Origin of the sequence: Acinetobacter pittii ATCC 19004 = CIP 70.29, assembly GCF_000369045.1 — a bacterium.
GTDB classification, from domain to species: Bacteria; Pseudomonadota; Gammaproteobacteria; order Pseudomonadales; family Moraxellaceae; genus Acinetobacter; species Acinetobacter pittii.
Genome location: NZ_KB849789.1, coordinates 261,101 through 278,266 on the forward strand (window position 1 = coordinate 261,101; position 17,166 = coordinate 278,266).

Sequence of the window (17,166 nt, forward strand, 5' to 3'; positions counted from 1 at the left end):
ATAAATACCCTCAATCATTTAATATTATTAAAACTTTATTTTTATCAAAGATTAAAAAACTGAAGACCTGAAAACAAAGAAGCTTGCATGGCAATTGCATGGATAGGCAGGCGTATATATTGGAGTTATCACGTGAATAAAAGATATTCATTTTTGTTCAGTAGTTTATTAGCAGTCGGTTTATTACAAGGATGTGGAGATGATTCTTCAGATCAGCCCAAGGATGATTCAAATACAACCCCGCCCAATTTAATTGTAGATAATGACCCGACCAGTTGTAGCAAACTGGCTCAAGACGGTTCAAGCGTGGTGGTCGGTTCAAACCAAAATGGTGACCCAGCCGCACCAGAGGGTGCTTCGGGTTATAGACTCGGTAACACGGTTAAATACGCAGATAAATATATGGTGGTGGCAAACACGCCACTTGCGGTAAAAGCAGGCTGTGATGTTTTAAAAGCCGGCGGTAGCGCAGTCGATGCAGCCGTTGCGGTACAAGCAGTGCTTGGTTTGGTCGAGCCACAGTCGAGTACCATTGCTGGTAGTGGTTTTATGATGTATTACGATGCCAAAACCAAACAAGTCACTGCCTATGATGGTCGCGAAACCGCACCCGCCGCAGCTAACCCATATTATTTAATTCGCCAAAATATGGATGACCCGAATTCACCAGCACCTGTACCAAGTGCGCGCCGTAGCGGTCGCTCGATTGGTGTGCCGGGTGTGATGCGTTTGCTTGAACAAGCGCAAAAAGAACACGGCAAACTCAAATGGAACCAGTTGTTTGATGAAGCCATTGGTTTAGCTGACAACGGTTTCCGCATACCGGGGCGTTTGGCAGATGCCATTGCAAGTAATGCAAATAGCTTGGCGCTCGATGCAAATGCAATGGCGACCTATTTCTACTCAGATGGATCACCTCGTAAAGTCGGCGAGACCATGACCAATAAAGCCTATGCCAGAACACTTGAAGCACTCGCTTCACAAGGCGCAAACGCACTCCACACTGGTCCAATTGCGCAAGCCATTGTGGCAAAAGCAGGACAGACGTTAGGGGATGATCCAGCAAAAACTCCAATTACCCCAAGTTTGATGACCTTGCAGGATTTATCGAACTATCAGGTTAAAAAACGCGACCCGATTTGTACGACGTATCGTGACCGTTACTATGTATGTACCATGCCACCTCCATCTTCGGGAGGGATTGCGGTTGCGCAAACACTGGGTATTTTAGAAAACTTTGATATGTCGCTCTATCCACCTAAAAACCCTGAAAATGAAGGTGGTGTACCTGATGTGATGGGCGTGCATTTAGTGTCTGAGGCAGAGCGTTTGGCCTATGCTGACCGTGATAAATATGTGGCAGATACCGACTTTGTTCGTTTGCCGGCACAGGGTATTCCAAGTTTTATTGATAAAAATTACTTAAAACAACGTGCTGCACTGATTAACCCGAACCAAAGTATGGGCATTGCGCCAGCAGGTAATTTCAATACAGCGGCAGGTGTGGACACCACTGTTGAACACGGTACAACTCAGTTCACGATTGTAGATGCCTATGGCAATGTGGTTTCAATGACATCGACTGTTGAATCGAGCATGGGTTCCTTCCATATGGTGGATGGTTTCTTGCTTTCGAATCAGTTAACTGACTTTAGCGCCAACCCGCTTGATAGCACTGGGGCACTGGTTGCCAACCGTGTAGAAGGGGGCAAACGCCCACGTAGTACCATGGCACCAACCTTAGTGTTTAAAGGCACCACACCAGATGAATTTTATATGGCAACAGGTTCACCAGGTGGCGGTACGATCATTCAATATGTGGTTAAAACGTTGGTGGGTGCATTAGACTGGAACTTAAATGCACAGCAGGCCACTTCGCTTGTAAACTTTGGCGCGACCAATAGCAAAAACACCAATGTGGATAGCTCGAATGTACAGCTTTCTTTAGTTGACCTGATTGAAGGCTTAAAAGCAAAAGGGCATGGCATTTCTAACACTGCGCAAACCAGTGGTATTTCAACGATTATGAAAGTAAATATAAATAATCAAAGTAAATACGCAGGTGGGGTAGACCCACGCCGTGAAGGTATTGTGTTAGGCAATGGAGCCTTATAGACCCAACTTTAAAAAAGCTGTCATTTTTGGCAGCTTTTTTATGAGGGGCCTTGAAAAAAACAAAAGGCTCTCCATTATGTAAATATGTTCATCAGTAGCAGACTGTTGATAAATTGCACAGCATTTTATTTTAGTTATGCTATGATGTTCAGACATTCATGGGGATGTTATTGGCTTCGACGCCGGTGATGAAACTCATAGATGCATGCCGAGAGCGCATTTTCTCTCGTAAATAAAATTTGCATTTTAATAGTCGCAAACGACGAAACTTACGCTCTAGCTGCCTAAGGGCAGTTTGTCCGCTTCCTAGAATACTTGTGGTTTAGGAACCCGACCGTAGCGCACGCACACAAGTCCGTATAGAGTCAAGCCTCGGGGCTTTATACCAAACTTAGAGGATCGCACCTTGTACCCTGTTCGTCGGGTCACTTGGTGTTAAAACAATAGACGATATCTAAGCATGTAGTATTCTCGAGCGTAGTGCTGGCGGACGCGGGTTCAACTCCCGCCATCTCCACCAAAATACTTTAAATAAATCAGCCACTTAATGTAAGTGGCTTTTTTATTGACAGGTTTTTGACAACTTCTAGTTTGCTTTAATTTTTACTTTCTAGTCTGATCTTTCATTTATTAAAAAAAGTATTATGGGGTTTTATTGATCAATAATGATTCGAGTTTTATCTTCTGGTTTCATACTTTTGTTATTCTAACCTCGTCTAAATATATGGTATGAAAATAATTTTCTGTTTTGAATATTCTTATAAATAAAGTAGTTGTTGTCTGAAAAGATGATGAGTTAAATTGGGGGGGGAAATCTAGAGCTTTAATTTTTTAATGAGTAAATTCCTTTAGAGATTTTGGATGAGTTCAATTGCCATTACCATGCCACAAGCTGTAAGAAATACAGATGATAGAGCTATTGTTAAAATCGGCCTTTTTCCTTTTCTAAAATACGACAACACATATTGATATTAAATGAACTATTGGCACATACAACTACACCCAGACTCAAGATTAGACGTTGATACGCTAAAAGCTATACTTATGAAAAAACAAGTTATAGGTATGGGTGAATATTGGCAAGACAAAAAAGGAAATTCAGTAATTGATCCTAAGCTTTTCAAAAATGATATGAAAATTGACGATGTTGTGATGGTTCGTGATGGAAGTACGCCAGTAGCATTAGTAAAAGTAAAGGGTGATGCTTATATAGAGCAGAATACAGACGATGAATTTGATTGGTTCAAACTTAGAAGACAAATTGAAATTCTTGGTTTTTACGAAGAAGATGAGAAAAATCTTCTTTATCAGATTTTAACAGCTTATGGTAAAAGTCATATACAAGCGCCAGGCACTTTAACCTGTTGTAACGGGTCTAATGCTACAAATAATTTTATTGTAAAGTGGTATAAGTTAAGGACTTATAAGAGACTAATGGAAAATATAAAACTGTCAGAAGAGCGACAAACTCACATCAAAGTACTTTGGAACAAATTTAAAAATGAAACAAAAGAGGAAGAAAAAAAATTTAATAAGGACGAAGTTGAGAAATTAATTTCTGAATGGAAATTATATAAGCATAAAATTTTAAATGACACATTGAGTTTGGATGACTACACAAACATTTTAGGAAGTTCCACAGCAATAATGCCCGGCGGATATTTATGTAACTTTTTAGAACGAACCACGAGAATTGTTTTAGGTTCTTCAAAGCCTGGTACAGCATTCAATTTTGAAGTGAAATTGAATGATGACAATTCTACTTATCATATCAAAAGTGTAAACAAGTCAAATGCTACTCGACAAGACGCGGAACTTTATTTTAATGAAAAAATAAAAGGTTTACTGAAAAGTATTGTCTCAAAAACTGATCCGTTAGAAAAAATATATTTGATTGAAAATTCAAATTACAGTGCCAAGCAAGTTTTAATGAAACTAGCTGTATTGGATAATTTATCGGACTTTCTCTATATCTACTCTACACAATGGTTAGAAGAACTATATAACGAGTTTATTGATAGTGATGCTGAAGAAATCTTTAGAAAAAACCATCAAGTTTGTCTTGTAGCAAAGAAACTTTTAGACGTAAATGAACAAGACAAAAACGAACTTGTTTTGCTTTCACGTTTCTTATGGCGTTTTGTAAATTCCAAATCGATTGCAGACACAAACAATCCTAATGTTATTCTTTATGGGCCGCCAGGAACAGGTAAAACATTTTCTGTAAAAAGTAGTTTAGATTTTGTTTGTCAAGGTGATACTTCAAGATATGAGGTTTTACAATTCCATCCATCATTTACTTACGAAGATTTTATCGAAGGTATTAAACCAAAAGGCGTTTCAAAAGATGGAAATATTCGCTTTGAGTTAGTAAATGGTATTTTTAAAAACTTTTGTATCAAAGCGAAAAAACACCCTGAAAAGGATTTTTATTTCGTCGTGGACGAAATAAACCGAGCAAATCTTTCAATGGTTTTTGGCGAAACTTTATCGCTATTGGAAAAAGATTACCGACAAGATACTGAAAATAAAAACCTGATTCGAACACAATATTCTGCGCTAATTGAAGATTTGATCAAAGAGGACAATAAATTTAAAGATTTAGCTTATGAAATTCACAACAATGAAGTGAAGTTTGGAGTTCCTAAGAATGTATTTTTTATTGGAATGATGAATGATGTGGATAAAAGTATTGATGCTTTTGATTTAGCACTCCGTAGACGTTTTAAATGGATAAGAAAAGATTGTGATTACGAAGTAATTGAAGAGGAGACACGTTTCAAAGGAAAAGATCAGTTCAATAATATTGGACTGTATGTCAAAGCCTGCGAAAAATTGAATGACTATATTTCTAAAGACTTAGGTTTGGGAAAATCATATGAATTTGGTCATTCATTTTTTATGAAGATTAGCGATATTGCTAAGCGTAAAGATATTACAAATAACAATATTGAAATTTTATTTAACTTGTATTTGCGACCAACATTGAAAGAATATCTAAGAGCCGTATTTGTGGAAAGCGAATTGGAAAGTAGGTTAGATGAAGCGTTGAATAAGTTCAAAGAAACAATAAAATGAAAATTAGTATTCCAGTCAATCATAATTTTTACGAAGAAGCCCCAATTTCAAACTTAGGTAAAGCTTTCGGAGTAAAACAGTCAAGCGTAAAAAACTTGCAAGAAATATTTTCGTCTGTTTATGAATTAAAACTTGGTGCAGAACAACTAAAACAGATCAAAGTATTTCATTTCAAAAGCAAACGTATTTTTGAGCAAGATGAAGAACGTCTAATTTTAAAATTATATTCAAAAGAAAAAGAAAAAGAAAAAAAATACTTTATTCAAACTGGTGTATATGCTGGAGTGCTTTTTTACAAAGGTTGTAAAATTAATATTACAACAAAATATGGCGACACTTTTCTAAAACGTATGCTTAACTTCGTAAATGATATTTACGTTGACAATGAGCCAATACAAGCAAAGACAGATGAAACCGAAAATCAGTTCTTGTTTATTATTGCTCATTTATTTATTCAGTCATTAGAAAAAGCGGTGGTTTTAGGTTTGCCACAACAATACCAAAAACAGCAAGAGCGAAGTCAAAAAGTAAGAGGAAGTATAAATTTTAATGATTACTTAAAAAGAGATATTCCATTTCAAGGAAAACTAACAACAACTTTCAGGGAACGAATGTATATTCAAGAAATCATTGATGTTTTATATTTGGCATTAAAGAAATTAGAAAGTGTTTTCGGCAAAGAAATTCACAGCCGTTTGCTTGGTTTAAGTCAATTTTTAAAACAACAATATTCTGGTCGTTTTGCGAGTTACGAAACAATACAAAGAGCCAAAACATACCAAACTATAAACAATCCAATGTATCGTGGTTTCAAAAAAGTTTTGGAGTATGCAGAAATAATTTTATTGAACAAAGACCTAATACCCGATAATGATAAGAAAAGTTTAGAGACAATAGGTTATTTGTTTGATATTGCAGAATTATATGAAATTTATCTTGAAAAACTTTTGAGTAGAAACTTTCCTGAATGGTCGGTAAGTGGACAAGTTGATATTCCAATTTACAAACAGCAATTTTATCGTAGATCAATATTTCCAGACTTAATAATGAAACATAAGGAAACAGGCAAAATTATTGTTTTTGACGCAAAATTTAAGAAAATGGAAATGCAAAATAATGACATTGATAGGTCAGATTTACACCAAATACATTCTTACTCGGGTTATTACCAAAATAACTTAATAGCAAGTGGTTTGATCTATCCATTATCAAAACAATTAGACGTTGAGAAGTCTTACTCTGAGACTTTATACGGTAACAATAATAATGATGTGTTATTTATAATAGATGGAATTTATGTTCATGAGACCCAAACAATGGATGATCTAATTGAAAGTGAAGATATATTTGTAAAACGAATAGCAGATTTGATAGGCAAAAAAGACATAACTATTTAACAAAAGTAACATCCCTATTTCTTTCTTGAAGAGCGTATTTAGAAACTCGGTAATTTGTAGTTATTATACTGACTGCGGCACGCCCTGCATTAATTAAAGCTTCTCTATCGCTATTTATCTGGGAATTTGCACAACCATTCATAAAAAGCATAAACAGAAGAGCACAGATAAATTTAACATAAGTTCTGCTTACTAACATTGTGTGGATCTCCGAGGAATTCTCTGAGTTGTTTTTATTATTTGAATCAGTTGGGGTAATTTACGTTAACTCACTTTAGAAAAAGCCTTCAACATTCAGGGCCTTTCCTCGCTTAGATTAATTTTTTACATTCAATATCATTTAACGGTGAATCAGTTTTCATGATGATTTTTTCAATTTTGGGTTGAAGTATCAAAGCCTCTTTTGAAAGTTCTTTAGCTTTAGCTGATATCCCACTTCCGCTTTTTTCTTTAAGTTTTATATATTTTTCAATGTATTTATTACTTACACATAATGAATCTAAAGCATCAATTGACATCTTACTTTTTTGACCCGAAGCCATTAAATCTAGATCATCATTAAGCTGTATGTCTAAAGAATCGTAAGTTGTATTGATTGCATACATTAAAAAAGTGGCATAACTTAGCAACTGATCATTAGTTTCATTTACCTTGTTAGCTTCATTGTATGCTGCTTTATATAAAAACTTTGTGTAGTAAAGCTGGTTAAATTGGGCATAGAGTGATGCTTCATATGCTTGGGTTATGTCAGCTTCAGTAATTCCATGTTTTTGAGGGCGGACTTGGCTACATGCTACCGTTAAAAGAGACAATAAAATAATACAAAGTTTAGATTTCACAATTAATTAACCATTTCTTATTCAGGCAGGGAATAACTAGATTTAGCTATAACTAATTTATAAAATTAGCTATTAAAAGCTCCTTTTAATTGGAGCTTTATATAGTAATATTTAATTAATTTTCAACTATTTACAAACTTTCTGAAAAGTTGCTAGAGATTTGTCTTTGCTATCTCTTAACTTGATAATTTCATTTCTTGCTTCGTATAGTTGTTTAACACTTTTCTTGGTATCTTCGGTAATATTAGCTTTATATCGCTCATCCATATTATTTATATAGTTTTGCATGTAGACGGTCAGCCAACAGACATCGTTGAGGTCGGTATAATCAAACTTGTTCTTATCTAAGCCAGTTAACCAATTACCATATTCATCATTCAGTAGACTTTGTGCAGTTCTTACCTTTACAAAAGTATTTTTGAAAATAATCTCTTTTAGAGCTGGCTCTTGTTTTACGTCTTTATTGGCTTCCAAAATCAACTTTCTATTATCAGTAACGTAATTCTTGAAGTCCTTTTGAATAAATGTATCTACATCCTCTTTTTCAGATGCTTTACATCCATTGAAGCCAACCAAAAGAAGCGGTGCTAAAAATATTAATATCGTTTTCTTCATATTATTACTCGTGACTAGAAACTACTAAGTGGCGGTGTATATTGATATTGTCGTATAAACTGCGATACGGTAGCACTATCATAAGGACGACCAAATACTTTCTTATACATATTCTCATTAATTAGATATGGTCCATTATTCTCATGGATGGCAATAGCATTCCCCGCTAAAACAGGCTTGTTTGCATTGGAAAGGGCAAGATCAATAACTTCACCAAAGTTTTTCTTAGCAATTGCCATACGTGCTGTAAAAGAATCTTTAGTAAGTTCTCTAATAAAAGTTGAGCCTTCATTTAAGGAATGCTTTTGAGCATACATCGTAAACTTAAGATACATCATTGTATGAAAAGAATATCTTTCTAAAACTGATTCACTAAACTGACGTAAATCATACTCAAGCCCAAAACGAATTGCTAAATCGTGTTCAAAAGGTATTCTGTTTTTAACACCATCCCATTGACCTTGATCCATCATAAAGGTGTAAGGCACTGTAGTGTGATAATTAAGAATTTTAACAATGCTATTGCATAATAATGGATCTAATAATTCATCTGCATGACAGACTTTAACTTCATTATCTAAAGATGGAATTAATGTTGGTGAGAAAACTCTATCTTGTGCCATTTTAAATCCTTACAGTGGAGGTAACGGTTTAGAAGCATCAATGGTCTGAAACTCTACTTCATCTGGTGAGTCAGCATTGATGACATGGGTTTTACCTTCTTTATCCGTCCAACCGGTTTCTACTTTTCCATCCTTCTTGTAAATAATTGAATAGGGAATTTCACTAAAAACTTTTTGGGTCTTTTCATCCTTTAATTGGAACTGAATACCATATTCTTTAGATTTGTCTTCCACAAAGCTATCTTGAGTTTGAGCTTTACTCGCTGGCGAACTTTGAACAGAACCACCGCCATTGTCTTGAACTACTAAGTTTTGTTGAGGTAGTAATTTACAGCCACAGGAAAGAGAGTCGTTAACACGGGCAGCAGCTTTACCAAAGATTTGCATATATGGGTCGCCAGACACAATGGTTGCAACAACTTTATGAGTGGGGCAGGTAGCTTTGTCACCGACACAAGCAACGGGAATCCCGTCGACTAGGAACATACTGTTCCCTGAAATTACTTGACCACCGCCACTAGTGGGGCAGCCTATTGTTATATATGGTGTTGCCAAACTTATTCCTTCTTATCTTTATGAAGTGCCAAAATCATACCAAAGAGGGGGTAGACAATACTGTATAGTTTTATTGTTTAGTAGAGTTAACTTATTTCTCAAGGCCCCCGTGCCACAACAGAACTTTAATTTTTTGCGCTGATTTAAAGTTATCCACCATTGCGACACAGAGATAAGGGAGCTAAGCCAAACGCTTAGCCCATGTCTTCTTTATCGCACCGCCGCATTACACTAAAAAATGTAGGAGCAAAGTCCTGTGGGAGAGCAGGACTTTGCAAACTGACATGTTCTAGACGTTGCATGAGCTTAGGTGAATACACTTGTTCAAGCCGTTGGTAAATACAGTCGCAACTGGCTTGGGTGTGCCCACCCGACAGGCAAATTTTTTCAAAATCCTGCTGTGTGTGAAGGTCACAACCTGAAACGCTGTAATCGCCGATCATAAGGCCTAACACCAAAATAGTTTTATAAAATTTCATATTATTCTCGTAATGATTGGGGATATATCAATGAGAAAAAATAAACCGCTATATTTTAAGTTTTAAAATCATTTTTAGAGGCAATAGTTAACCCGCCTATAAAAGCAATAAAATAAAATGACTTAAATTTTAAAATAAAAATAATTTATAAATTTGAAAATTTAGATAATAGAAAACCAAAATTTTAAATAAATAAAAAGTTTATAAGGGAGAGGGGATTAATCTAAAAAAGGTCATGGTTAACTCCTTAAAATTTATGGAGCTCTACCACCAAAAATCACCGTCAATTGATTATGGTGGTAGAACGAGAAGGGGTTGACAGACTGGGTATACACCAGCACGCGCAAGCGCGTCCCCCTCCCGTCCTACCGCAACGGTAAGGGGGAGGTGCAGGTTGCGCACAAGTCTGATACTCAGGAAGTATAAACCTGATACGCTGTATACTCGGTCTGTCAAAACCGACTGGCAATGTAGGCCAGCAAGACCATAATAATCATAAGTTTTTAACAGGTCAATTCAATTTAAATAAAATATTATAAAAAATTAAAATATAAATTTATATTTTAATTAAACTCAAAAGTTTAGCGATTTAAATCGGTGAATTAATAAATATAATAAAGTTAAACTAAACGTTTAGCATGCTCTTAAAATGTATAACGGTAATTAATAAATACACGGTGCTGGTCCCAATCTTTCCGAGACATGCCATTTATTTTTTCACCTAGGTTTGCATTTAGAAAAAAATTCAAATCAAAAATAAAAGTTTAAAAAATCTTGATTGAAAACTTGTAGGCATCTGTAGTAGTTTGCTTAATTTCTCCTCTAATTCGAGCTATTGAAATATAGCTGTAAAAATAAGCAAAAGATTGTTAGGAACGACATGTATTGCCGCTGAATGTATATGGCTATAGCATTTCAAAAGTATTTCTAACACAATACGCATCGAAGAAATTTGAGGTTCAACATTGTGATTACGGGCGAAATTAAAAGTAAAATTGACCAAATTTGGAATGCTTTCTGGAGTGGTGGAATTTCTAACCCTTTAGAAGTCATGGAGCAAATGACATATTTACTGTTTATTCGCCGTCTTGATGAAATTCAAACTACAAAAGAAAAAAAGGCAAATCGTCTCGGTACACGACTGTGTAAAGAGCTATTTGCACCAGAACAAGATAAAAAAGAATTTTATATTTTCGATTATTGCTCAAACTTTGAATATTTTAATGAAAACCCTGAAGGTGCTCCAGTTTCTACAACTGAACCGTTGGGACAGCGATTATTTAAAGCACGATTAAATATTTTAAGTTTATTGAATACCAAAGATTTTGATACTGAAGAACTAAAAGCAGTACAGCAGGATATTCGTCAAAGCTTACAGACAGAAGTGAAATCGATGAACAATGAGAATTTCATTGTGCGGTCTGAACTCGAATATGTTGAATATTTCAAAAATGATGATGCTTGGAATAATTTAGATGACCTATCTATGGGCATATTACGCGAGCATATTTCAAAATTACCAAATGAGCTTGAGGCTGAAACCTTAGAAGCAAAGTTATTTGATATGTTGTGCTATAACCTTGAACTTGCAGTACTAGCAAAGAACAATAAAGCAATTCAAACGTATGCTAATAAAGTGATTGAAGTTGCATCTAAGCTAGAGACTAAAGAAAATATTCCTGTTGTTGCTGCACAAATCACTTTAATTCAAGAAATTCAAACTGCTGAATATTGGAAAGATATTACACTTCCAATGCTTGAATCGATGCGTAAACGTATTCGTGGCCTAGTAAAACTGATTGAGAAATCCACCTCTACCATTGTTTATTCCATGCTAGATGATGAAATTGGTAATGCAGTAGAAATTGATATTCCTGTCGTTTCTAGCGGTGTCAATCTTGCACAATATCGTAAGCGTGTTGAAAATTTTATTAAGGCAAATGAAAACCATATTACTATCGCAAAATTAAAACGTGGCCTAGCATTAACCCCGACTGACTTAATTGAGTTAGAGCGTTTTGTCTTTGAAGCACAAGAAGTTGAGAGTAAAGAAAAATTTGAAAAGTGTTTTGGTACAGAAAAGTCTTTAACTCTCTTTATCCGTTCTCTAGTGGGTTTAGATCGGCAGGCAGTACAAGAGGCATTTTCAAATTATTTACATGGCACTACATATAACGAAAAACAAATCCGTTTCGTAGAGATGATTATTGACCATTTAACTATGCGCGGAACTTTAGAAGCGTCTCAACTTTATGAACCACCGTTCAATCAAATTCACTATGAAGGTATTGATGGCGTGTTTGCTGATAGGGATGCTGACAAGATATTTGGCGTTGTTGAAGCATTTAATCAAAGTGCGGTAGCGTAATATTTTTAGTTAAAAAATCATGATTACGACCAGTGCTTTTACATAGTTATAATCATGATTTTGTAACCTAAATGTTCAGCCTATGCTTAAAATGTATAACGGTAATTAATAAATACACGATGCTGGTCCCAATCTTTACGGGTCATGCCATTTATTTTTTCACCTAGGTTTGAATTTTCAAACTTTGACTCATAATGCAAAAATGAATAACGCACATCTAAGTTTTTTACCCATGGCAAGGCATAACTCACCGTAAAGTCAAAGTAACGTTCTTTACCCTCAATATCACTGCTGATGTTACTTTGGTGCGCGCCAAAGCCATAAATATACTTCGCTTCGGTTTTTAAACCTTTCACATAGTCTTTCCAGTTATATTTCAAGCGAAGGGCAACGGCGGTTTCATCGTTATTGGTAAAGTCGGGGCCAATGGTCGCAGAGGTCGGAAATGGGTTGGTGCCGTGGTCTTGCGTTAAAACCGAATTGCGGGTGGAGTGCACGGCAAAGTTATCTTCTATCCAAAAACCGTCAAACTTTGAAACGGCAATGCCACCTTCAAGGTTATTTTTGGCCACATTTACATCGACAAAATAACCATTCCCACGGTTGTTAATGTCTTGGCCTTTGACACAGTCCAGCTCGGTTTCGGCACCACATTTAAACAGCTTGCCATCATCACGCGAGAAAAAAGCACCTGTGTTGAATGTCCATATAAGGCCATGCATCGGCAATTTATATTGAGCAATCGCCCCATACTTTTTTAAATAATCTTTGCTATTTAAATATTCGGCATTCACGCTCCAGTTTTTGTACTGATATTTGGCACCGAGCAAACCCACATAATCAATGCGCTCATCATTTTCAGTCACCAGTTTTTCAAAAGAGTCCATGCTGCGCGGTTTCCAGCGGTCATAGTAGGCTATGTAAGTCTGTAGCTGATCATTCAGTTGAAACTGACCACTCGCACCCGAAAAGGTATCGGGCACAGCGCGGTTATTGGTGCTTTTAAGCAAGAGCGAGTCTTGCAGCTGGCGGCCTAATTTAATTTCGCCTTTATCACCCAGTTTTGCCTTGATGTAGAGCTGTCCTAAAGTCGCAAAGTTTTGGTCGAGCTTGCCGTTATTTTCAACCTCTAAAAGCTGAGCGCTAGGCTTGCCAGAGTCAAATAACTTGGTGACTGCATAGAGTGAGCCATCTACCCCAAGCCAGTCCCACATGTAGGGTGACTGATAATTTAACTCAAGCCCTAAAGCACTTTGCTCATATTCACTCGACGAAGGTGAAGGGTTTGCAAGCGTAGGGTGAGCGGTGCCTTCATCGTTCCAGTAACGGGTGTTAAGTTTTAATTCTAACTTGCCAAATTGGTGAGGAAGCTCTGCATAAGCGTTGCTTACACTGCTTAAACCAATACAGCCCCATAGCAAATATTTATTCATTTTAAATTCCTTTTTTAAGCATGAATAAGCCCTTTGCCTAACGCTGGGTTAGGCAAGCTTTTTATGAAATGGATGAATTAAGGAGAGAGTTTTTCGAGTACTTGGCCTTTGGTTTCAATGGCAAACAAGAAGGTCACAAGGCCACCAATGAGCGCCACAACAGCAAGCACACTAAACACATATTGAATGCCATAACCACCAACCACGAGGCCGACCATAACTGGCCCAATTGCAGAGCCGGCACGTAACCAAGCGGTACTAAAACCAATGCCCATCGCACGTAGGCGAGTTGGGTAAAGTTCGGCAGCATAAAGGTATAAAGAGAATGAAATGGTTTGCAAAATGGCATAGCTAATCGTTGCGAAAATTACAACTTCCATCGCCGATTTTGCGCCTAAAACCGAGAGACTCATGAGTGGAATAATTGCCAAGAAAAACGCTGCACTGTACCAAGGGCGGCGGCCGACTTTATCAATCATTAATGCACAGATAATAGAGGCAATCACACCCACGCCCGACGTAATCCAGCCATAACCTAAACTGGTTTGCAGCGACAGGCCAAAGTGTTGTTTGTAGAGAGATGGCAGCCAAGTCACCATGGCATTGTTCACCATATACACGCAAAACCACATGCCCCACAGGGTAAAGGTACGTTTGCGGTAAATGCCACGGAACAGCTCGCGCCAGTCGGTTTTTGCCATGCCTTGCGGGTTAATTTCTTTAACCACAGGTTCAGTCAAAGTTTTACCGCTTTTAATGGCACCGTCTTCAAAGCTTTTCACCACTTGATCGGCTTCTTTAAAACGACCTTTTGAAGCAAGCCAGCGTGGTGACTCAGGCAAGAAAAACCGTAAAGGAATCACAAGTAAAGATGGAATTAGGCCCACAATAAACATGACTTTCCAGCCGTAAATGGGCATGAGAAAAAATGCTGCCATGCCTGCGAACATAAGACCAAGTGGGAACAAAACTTCATAGAGCAAGAAAAACTTACCGCGCTTTTCTGCACCAATAAACTCGTTAATGTAGGCACTCGCAACAGGCACTTCGCCACCTGTTCCAACACCTTGTAAGAAACGGAAAATTAGCAGTGACATTCCGCTCCACGCAAACAGACAGGAAATGTCCATTGCCACAAACAGTAAAATGGTAAAAGACAGCACTTTTAAACGACCGACTTTTTCGGCAAGTGAACCAAAAAAGATCGCACCGACCAGTTGCCCGACATAGCCCGCAGCAATGATCGCACCGATGTAGGCAGGCGTTAGATGCCATTCGGTAATAAGTTGGGGTAAAGCAAAGGCAATCGCAAGAACAGTATAAGCGTCAAAAAAGGTCGCGATACCGATGGTAATTCGCATAAATTGCAATCGACCAGTGACGGGTAGCCGTTCGAGTCTTGCAATAATTTCCGCATTTTTTTGATGATGACTAATTTGTTCTACATCCGCTAGATTTGTCATCTTCTATCTCCTTATTACTACATTCCTCGTAGTTTTGTTGTTCTATTTCGCACTACCTGTTCACCACAGTTTGCATGCTTTTTATTATTGTTTTTAAGAGACATGCCCGATGTTTGGCCTCAGGCAGCGTACAGGAAAAAAAGGCTAGCGTACATGCTAGCCCGAATAGAATTTAAGCAACGGCTTGGGTTAAATCGACCTTGCCAATTCCGGCTTGGCGCATTGCATCATGAATTTCTTGCTCAGCACCATCTGCCAGTGGAAGCAGAGGCGAACGCACAGTGGCATGGTCCAAAATGCCGCGAGCAACCAATGCATGTTTAAGCGCGACTGTGCCTTCCATGTGTGAACCGCGGTGATAGACATTGCGAGTCACTGGTAATAATTGGTCGTGAATCGCACGAGCTTTGGCGTAATCTTTAGCTTTACCTGCTTTAATCATTTCAATTAACAGTTCAGGGGCAATGTTGCCATAGCCAACCAAAGCGCCGTCTACATCAAACATGGTGTGAAGCAAATATTCATCGTGGCAAGTCAACACCTGTAAGTCTGGGCGTTCACGGCGAATAATTGGAATTTCGACATCCCAGCGGCGCATGTTACGCACACCATTTTTCATGGCAAACACACCTGGCTGTGCAGAAATATCGAGTAGAGTCTCTAGGTCGTAAGTGGCCTTCGTTGCATCTGGATATTGGAATAAAATAGATGGCAAACCACTTTCTTCATAAATCGCTTTATAGCGGTCTTGTGGTGCGCCTTTTTGATAGCCAAAACGCAACCAGCCATGTGAAGGGTAAATCAAACCTGCCGAAGCACCTGCGCTGACTGCACGTTTTGCTTCTTCTGCTGCAACCGAAGTACCTTCGAGCGTAATCCCTGCGATTACCGGAATTTTGTCATCTACCGATTTAACAAAGCTTTCGATGACCTGCATTTGTTCTTTTTGCGACAAGAATGTTCCTTCACCTGCATGCCCAAGAACAACCAAGCCTTTCACACCATCAATACTGCCTAACCATGAACCTAAACGTTGAATTGCATTATGGTCTACTTGTCCGTCACGGGTAAAAGGAGTCACAGGTGCTGGGGTTAATCCACGTAAATCTAAACTCATAATCGTACTTCCTATACAGTGTAATTAAATATTCTCTGGTTCTTAATCTGACTTAAATCGTGTTGTAGAGAACATGATTGGAGTATAGGAATAGGTGAGTTATGTAGGAATTACCAATTCTTGAATTTCAGTTATACTGAAAATGTATAGCTCAAAATGCTGCCTATTTACGATTTGGGAAGAATCGATGAATTATGAATTATGGAAAATATTTTTAGACGCGGTGGAACTTGGTAGCTTAAGCAAAGTCGCCATGCTGCATAACACCAACCAGCCGCAAATCAGTCGGCAAATGAACGAGCTTGAGGCGCAATGTGGCGGTCGTTTGTTTAACCGAACTGGACGCGGTGTCGAACTCACCGATTTAGGCCAGCATTTACTTCCTAAAATTCGTTCATGGCTAAACGTGACCGACCAACTCAATAATGAAATTTTGCACTCGACCGATACCCCGATCGGGACGGTTCGTATTGCCAGTTTGCCGTCTACTGCACATCCGTTGTTATCGACTCTCTATAAAGTGCTTCAAGAGAAATATCCCCTAATTAAGCTGTCGGTGCGTGAAGGGCAAGGGGTACATTTAGAAAAATGGCTGGAAGATGGCAGCGTCGATTTAGCCATACTCTATCGATTTAACCCGACACCTAAACAAGGCGATGTTTACCTTTCCGAAGCTGATACCTATTTGGTCGGTTGTGAAGGTGATGAGTTAACTCAGGCCAATGAAGTCGACTTTAAAGAAGTAAGTGAGTTACCACTGGTCACGTTTTGCAGGCCAAGTAACTGGCGCAATTTTTTAGACCACATGGCTTATGAAAATGGGGTAGACCTGAATATTGTGTTTGAAGCTGACTCGATTAGTTTACAAACGCATTTGGTTTCCGAATCTCGCATGTATACCATGCTGGGGCCGCAAGCGTTAAAGAAGGCCAGCCAATACACCTCAATTCAAGCCGCAAAAATTATTAACCCTGCGCTCAAGCGCTATATTTCTTTGTCTATTTCTAAGCACGGCTATTTAACGCCTGCGTGTAAGGCAGTGATGGAAGAAATTAGGAATTTGGCTGATTTGCTTTAAAAAACT

13 protein-coding genes, 1 other RNA gene and 1 pseudogene are annotated in these 17,166 nt (G+C 37.9%); 6 read left to right on the forward strand and 9 right to left on the reverse strand.

Translation table 11 applies throughout. The annotated features are described in order from the left end of the window. The first annotated feature begins 132 nt into the window (after positions 1–132). The 4 genes from ggt (at position 133) to F928_RS11715 (ending at position 6,590) form a co-directional block, all read left to right on the forward strand. Positions 133–2,115 (forward strand): gamma-glutamyltransferase, encoded by a 1,983-nt coding sequence (ggt, locus tag F928_RS11705; RefSeq protein ID WP_005075339.1) that lies wholly within the window; start codon positions 133–135, stop codon positions 2,113–2,115. A gap of 160 nt (positions 2,116–2,275) precedes the next feature. Further along, positions 2,276–2,635, forward strand: a transfer-messenger RNA (tmRNA) gene (gene ssrA, locus F928_RS21965). 455 nt (positions 2,636–3,090) lie between these two features. After that, positions 3,091–5,193 carry an McrB family protein gene (locus F928_RS11710; RefSeq protein ID WP_005075342.1) on the forward strand — a complete coding sequence of 701 codons (2,103 nt, stop codon included), beginning with the start codon at positions 3,091–3,093 and terminating at the stop codon, positions 5,191–5,193. Next, entirely contained in the window at positions 5,190–6,590 is a 1,401-nt protein-coding gene (locus F928_RS11715) for an McrC family protein (RefSeq protein WP_005075344.1), read from the forward strand. The genes F928_RS11710 and F928_RS11715 overlap by 4 nt, the downstream gene beginning before the upstream one ends. A gap of 311 nt (positions 6,591–6,901) precedes the next feature. Here the strand turns inward: F928_RS11715 and F928_RS11725 are convergent, their stop codons facing one another. The 6 genes and pseudogenes from F928_RS11725 to F928_RS22760 all read right to left on the reverse strand — a co-directional run. Beyond that, positions 6,902–7,429 carry a hypothetical protein gene (locus F928_RS11725; RefSeq protein WP_005075347.1) on the reverse strand — a complete coding sequence of 176 codons (528 nt, stop codon included), beginning with the start codon at positions 7,427–7,429 and terminating at the stop codon, positions 6,902–6,904. 126 nt (positions 7,430–7,555) lie between these two features. Beyond that, positions 7,556–8,044 carry a hypothetical protein gene (locus F928_RS11730; RefSeq protein ID WP_005075349.1) on the reverse strand — a complete coding sequence of 163 codons (489 nt, stop codon included), beginning with the start codon at positions 8,042–8,044 and terminating at the stop codon, positions 7,556–7,558. Positions 8,045–8,058: 14 nt separating this feature from the next. Further along, positions 8,059–8,667: a hypothetical protein gene (locus F928_RS11735; protein WP_005075352.1), complete on the reverse strand. Its 609-nt coding sequence runs from the start codon at positions 8,665–8,667 to the stop codon at positions 8,059–8,061. Positions 8,668–8,676: 9 nt separating this feature from the next. Next, positions 8,677–9,222, reverse strand: coding sequence for a PAAR domain-containing protein (locus F928_RS11740; RefSeq protein WP_005075354.1), 546 nt, complete (start codon positions 9,220–9,222; stop codon positions 8,677–8,679). A gap of 194 nt (positions 9,223–9,416) precedes the next feature. Beyond that, complete coding sequence (locus tag F928_RS11745; protein WP_005075358.1) at positions 9,417–9,701, reverse strand: hypothetical protein; 285 nt, start codon at positions 9,699–9,701, stop codon at positions 9,417–9,419. A gap of 644 nt (positions 9,702–10,345) precedes the next feature. Then, positions 10,346–10,441 (reverse strand): annotated as a pseudogene (locus F928_RS22760) (hypothetical protein); the annotation flags it as partial. Positions 10,442–10,668: 227 nt separating this feature from the next. Between F928_RS22760 and F928_RS11750 the strand changes: the two are divergent. Further along, positions 10,669–12,069: a type I restriction-modification enzyme R subunit C-terminal domain-containing protein gene (locus tag F928_RS11750; protein WP_005075360.1), complete on the forward strand. Its 1,401-nt coding sequence runs from the start codon at positions 10,669–10,671 to the stop codon at positions 12,067–12,069. A gap of 86 nt (positions 12,070–12,155) precedes the next feature. On the opposite strand, the gene F928_RS11755 is transcribed toward F928_RS11750, so the two are convergent. From F928_RS11755 to F928_RS11765, 3 genes are all read right to left on the reverse strand, one after another. Further along, complete coding sequence (locus tag F928_RS11755) at positions 12,156–13,502, reverse strand: OprD family outer membrane porin (protein WP_005075362.1); 1,347 nt, start codon at positions 13,500–13,502, stop codon at positions 12,156–12,158. A gap of 77 nt (positions 13,503–13,579) precedes the next feature. Then, complete coding sequence (locus F928_RS11760) at positions 13,580–14,965, reverse strand: MFS transporter (RefSeq protein ID WP_005075364.1); 1,386 nt, start codon at positions 14,963–14,965, stop codon at positions 13,580–13,582. A 172-nt stretch (positions 14,966–15,137) separates the two neighbouring features. After that, entirely contained in the window at positions 15,138–16,082 is a 945-nt protein-coding gene (locus tag F928_RS11765; protein ID WP_000050879.1) for a dihydrodipicolinate synthase family protein, read from the reverse strand. Positions 16,083–16,269: 187 nt separating this feature from the next. Between F928_RS11765 and cynR the strand changes: the two genes are divergently transcribed. Further along, positions 16,270–17,160 (forward strand): LysR family transcriptional regulator, encoded by an 891-nt coding sequence (gene cynR, locus F928_RS11770; RefSeq protein WP_005075367.1) that lies wholly within the window; start codon positions 16,270–16,272, stop codon positions 17,158–17,160. Positions 17,161–17,166: the final 6 nt, after the last annotated feature.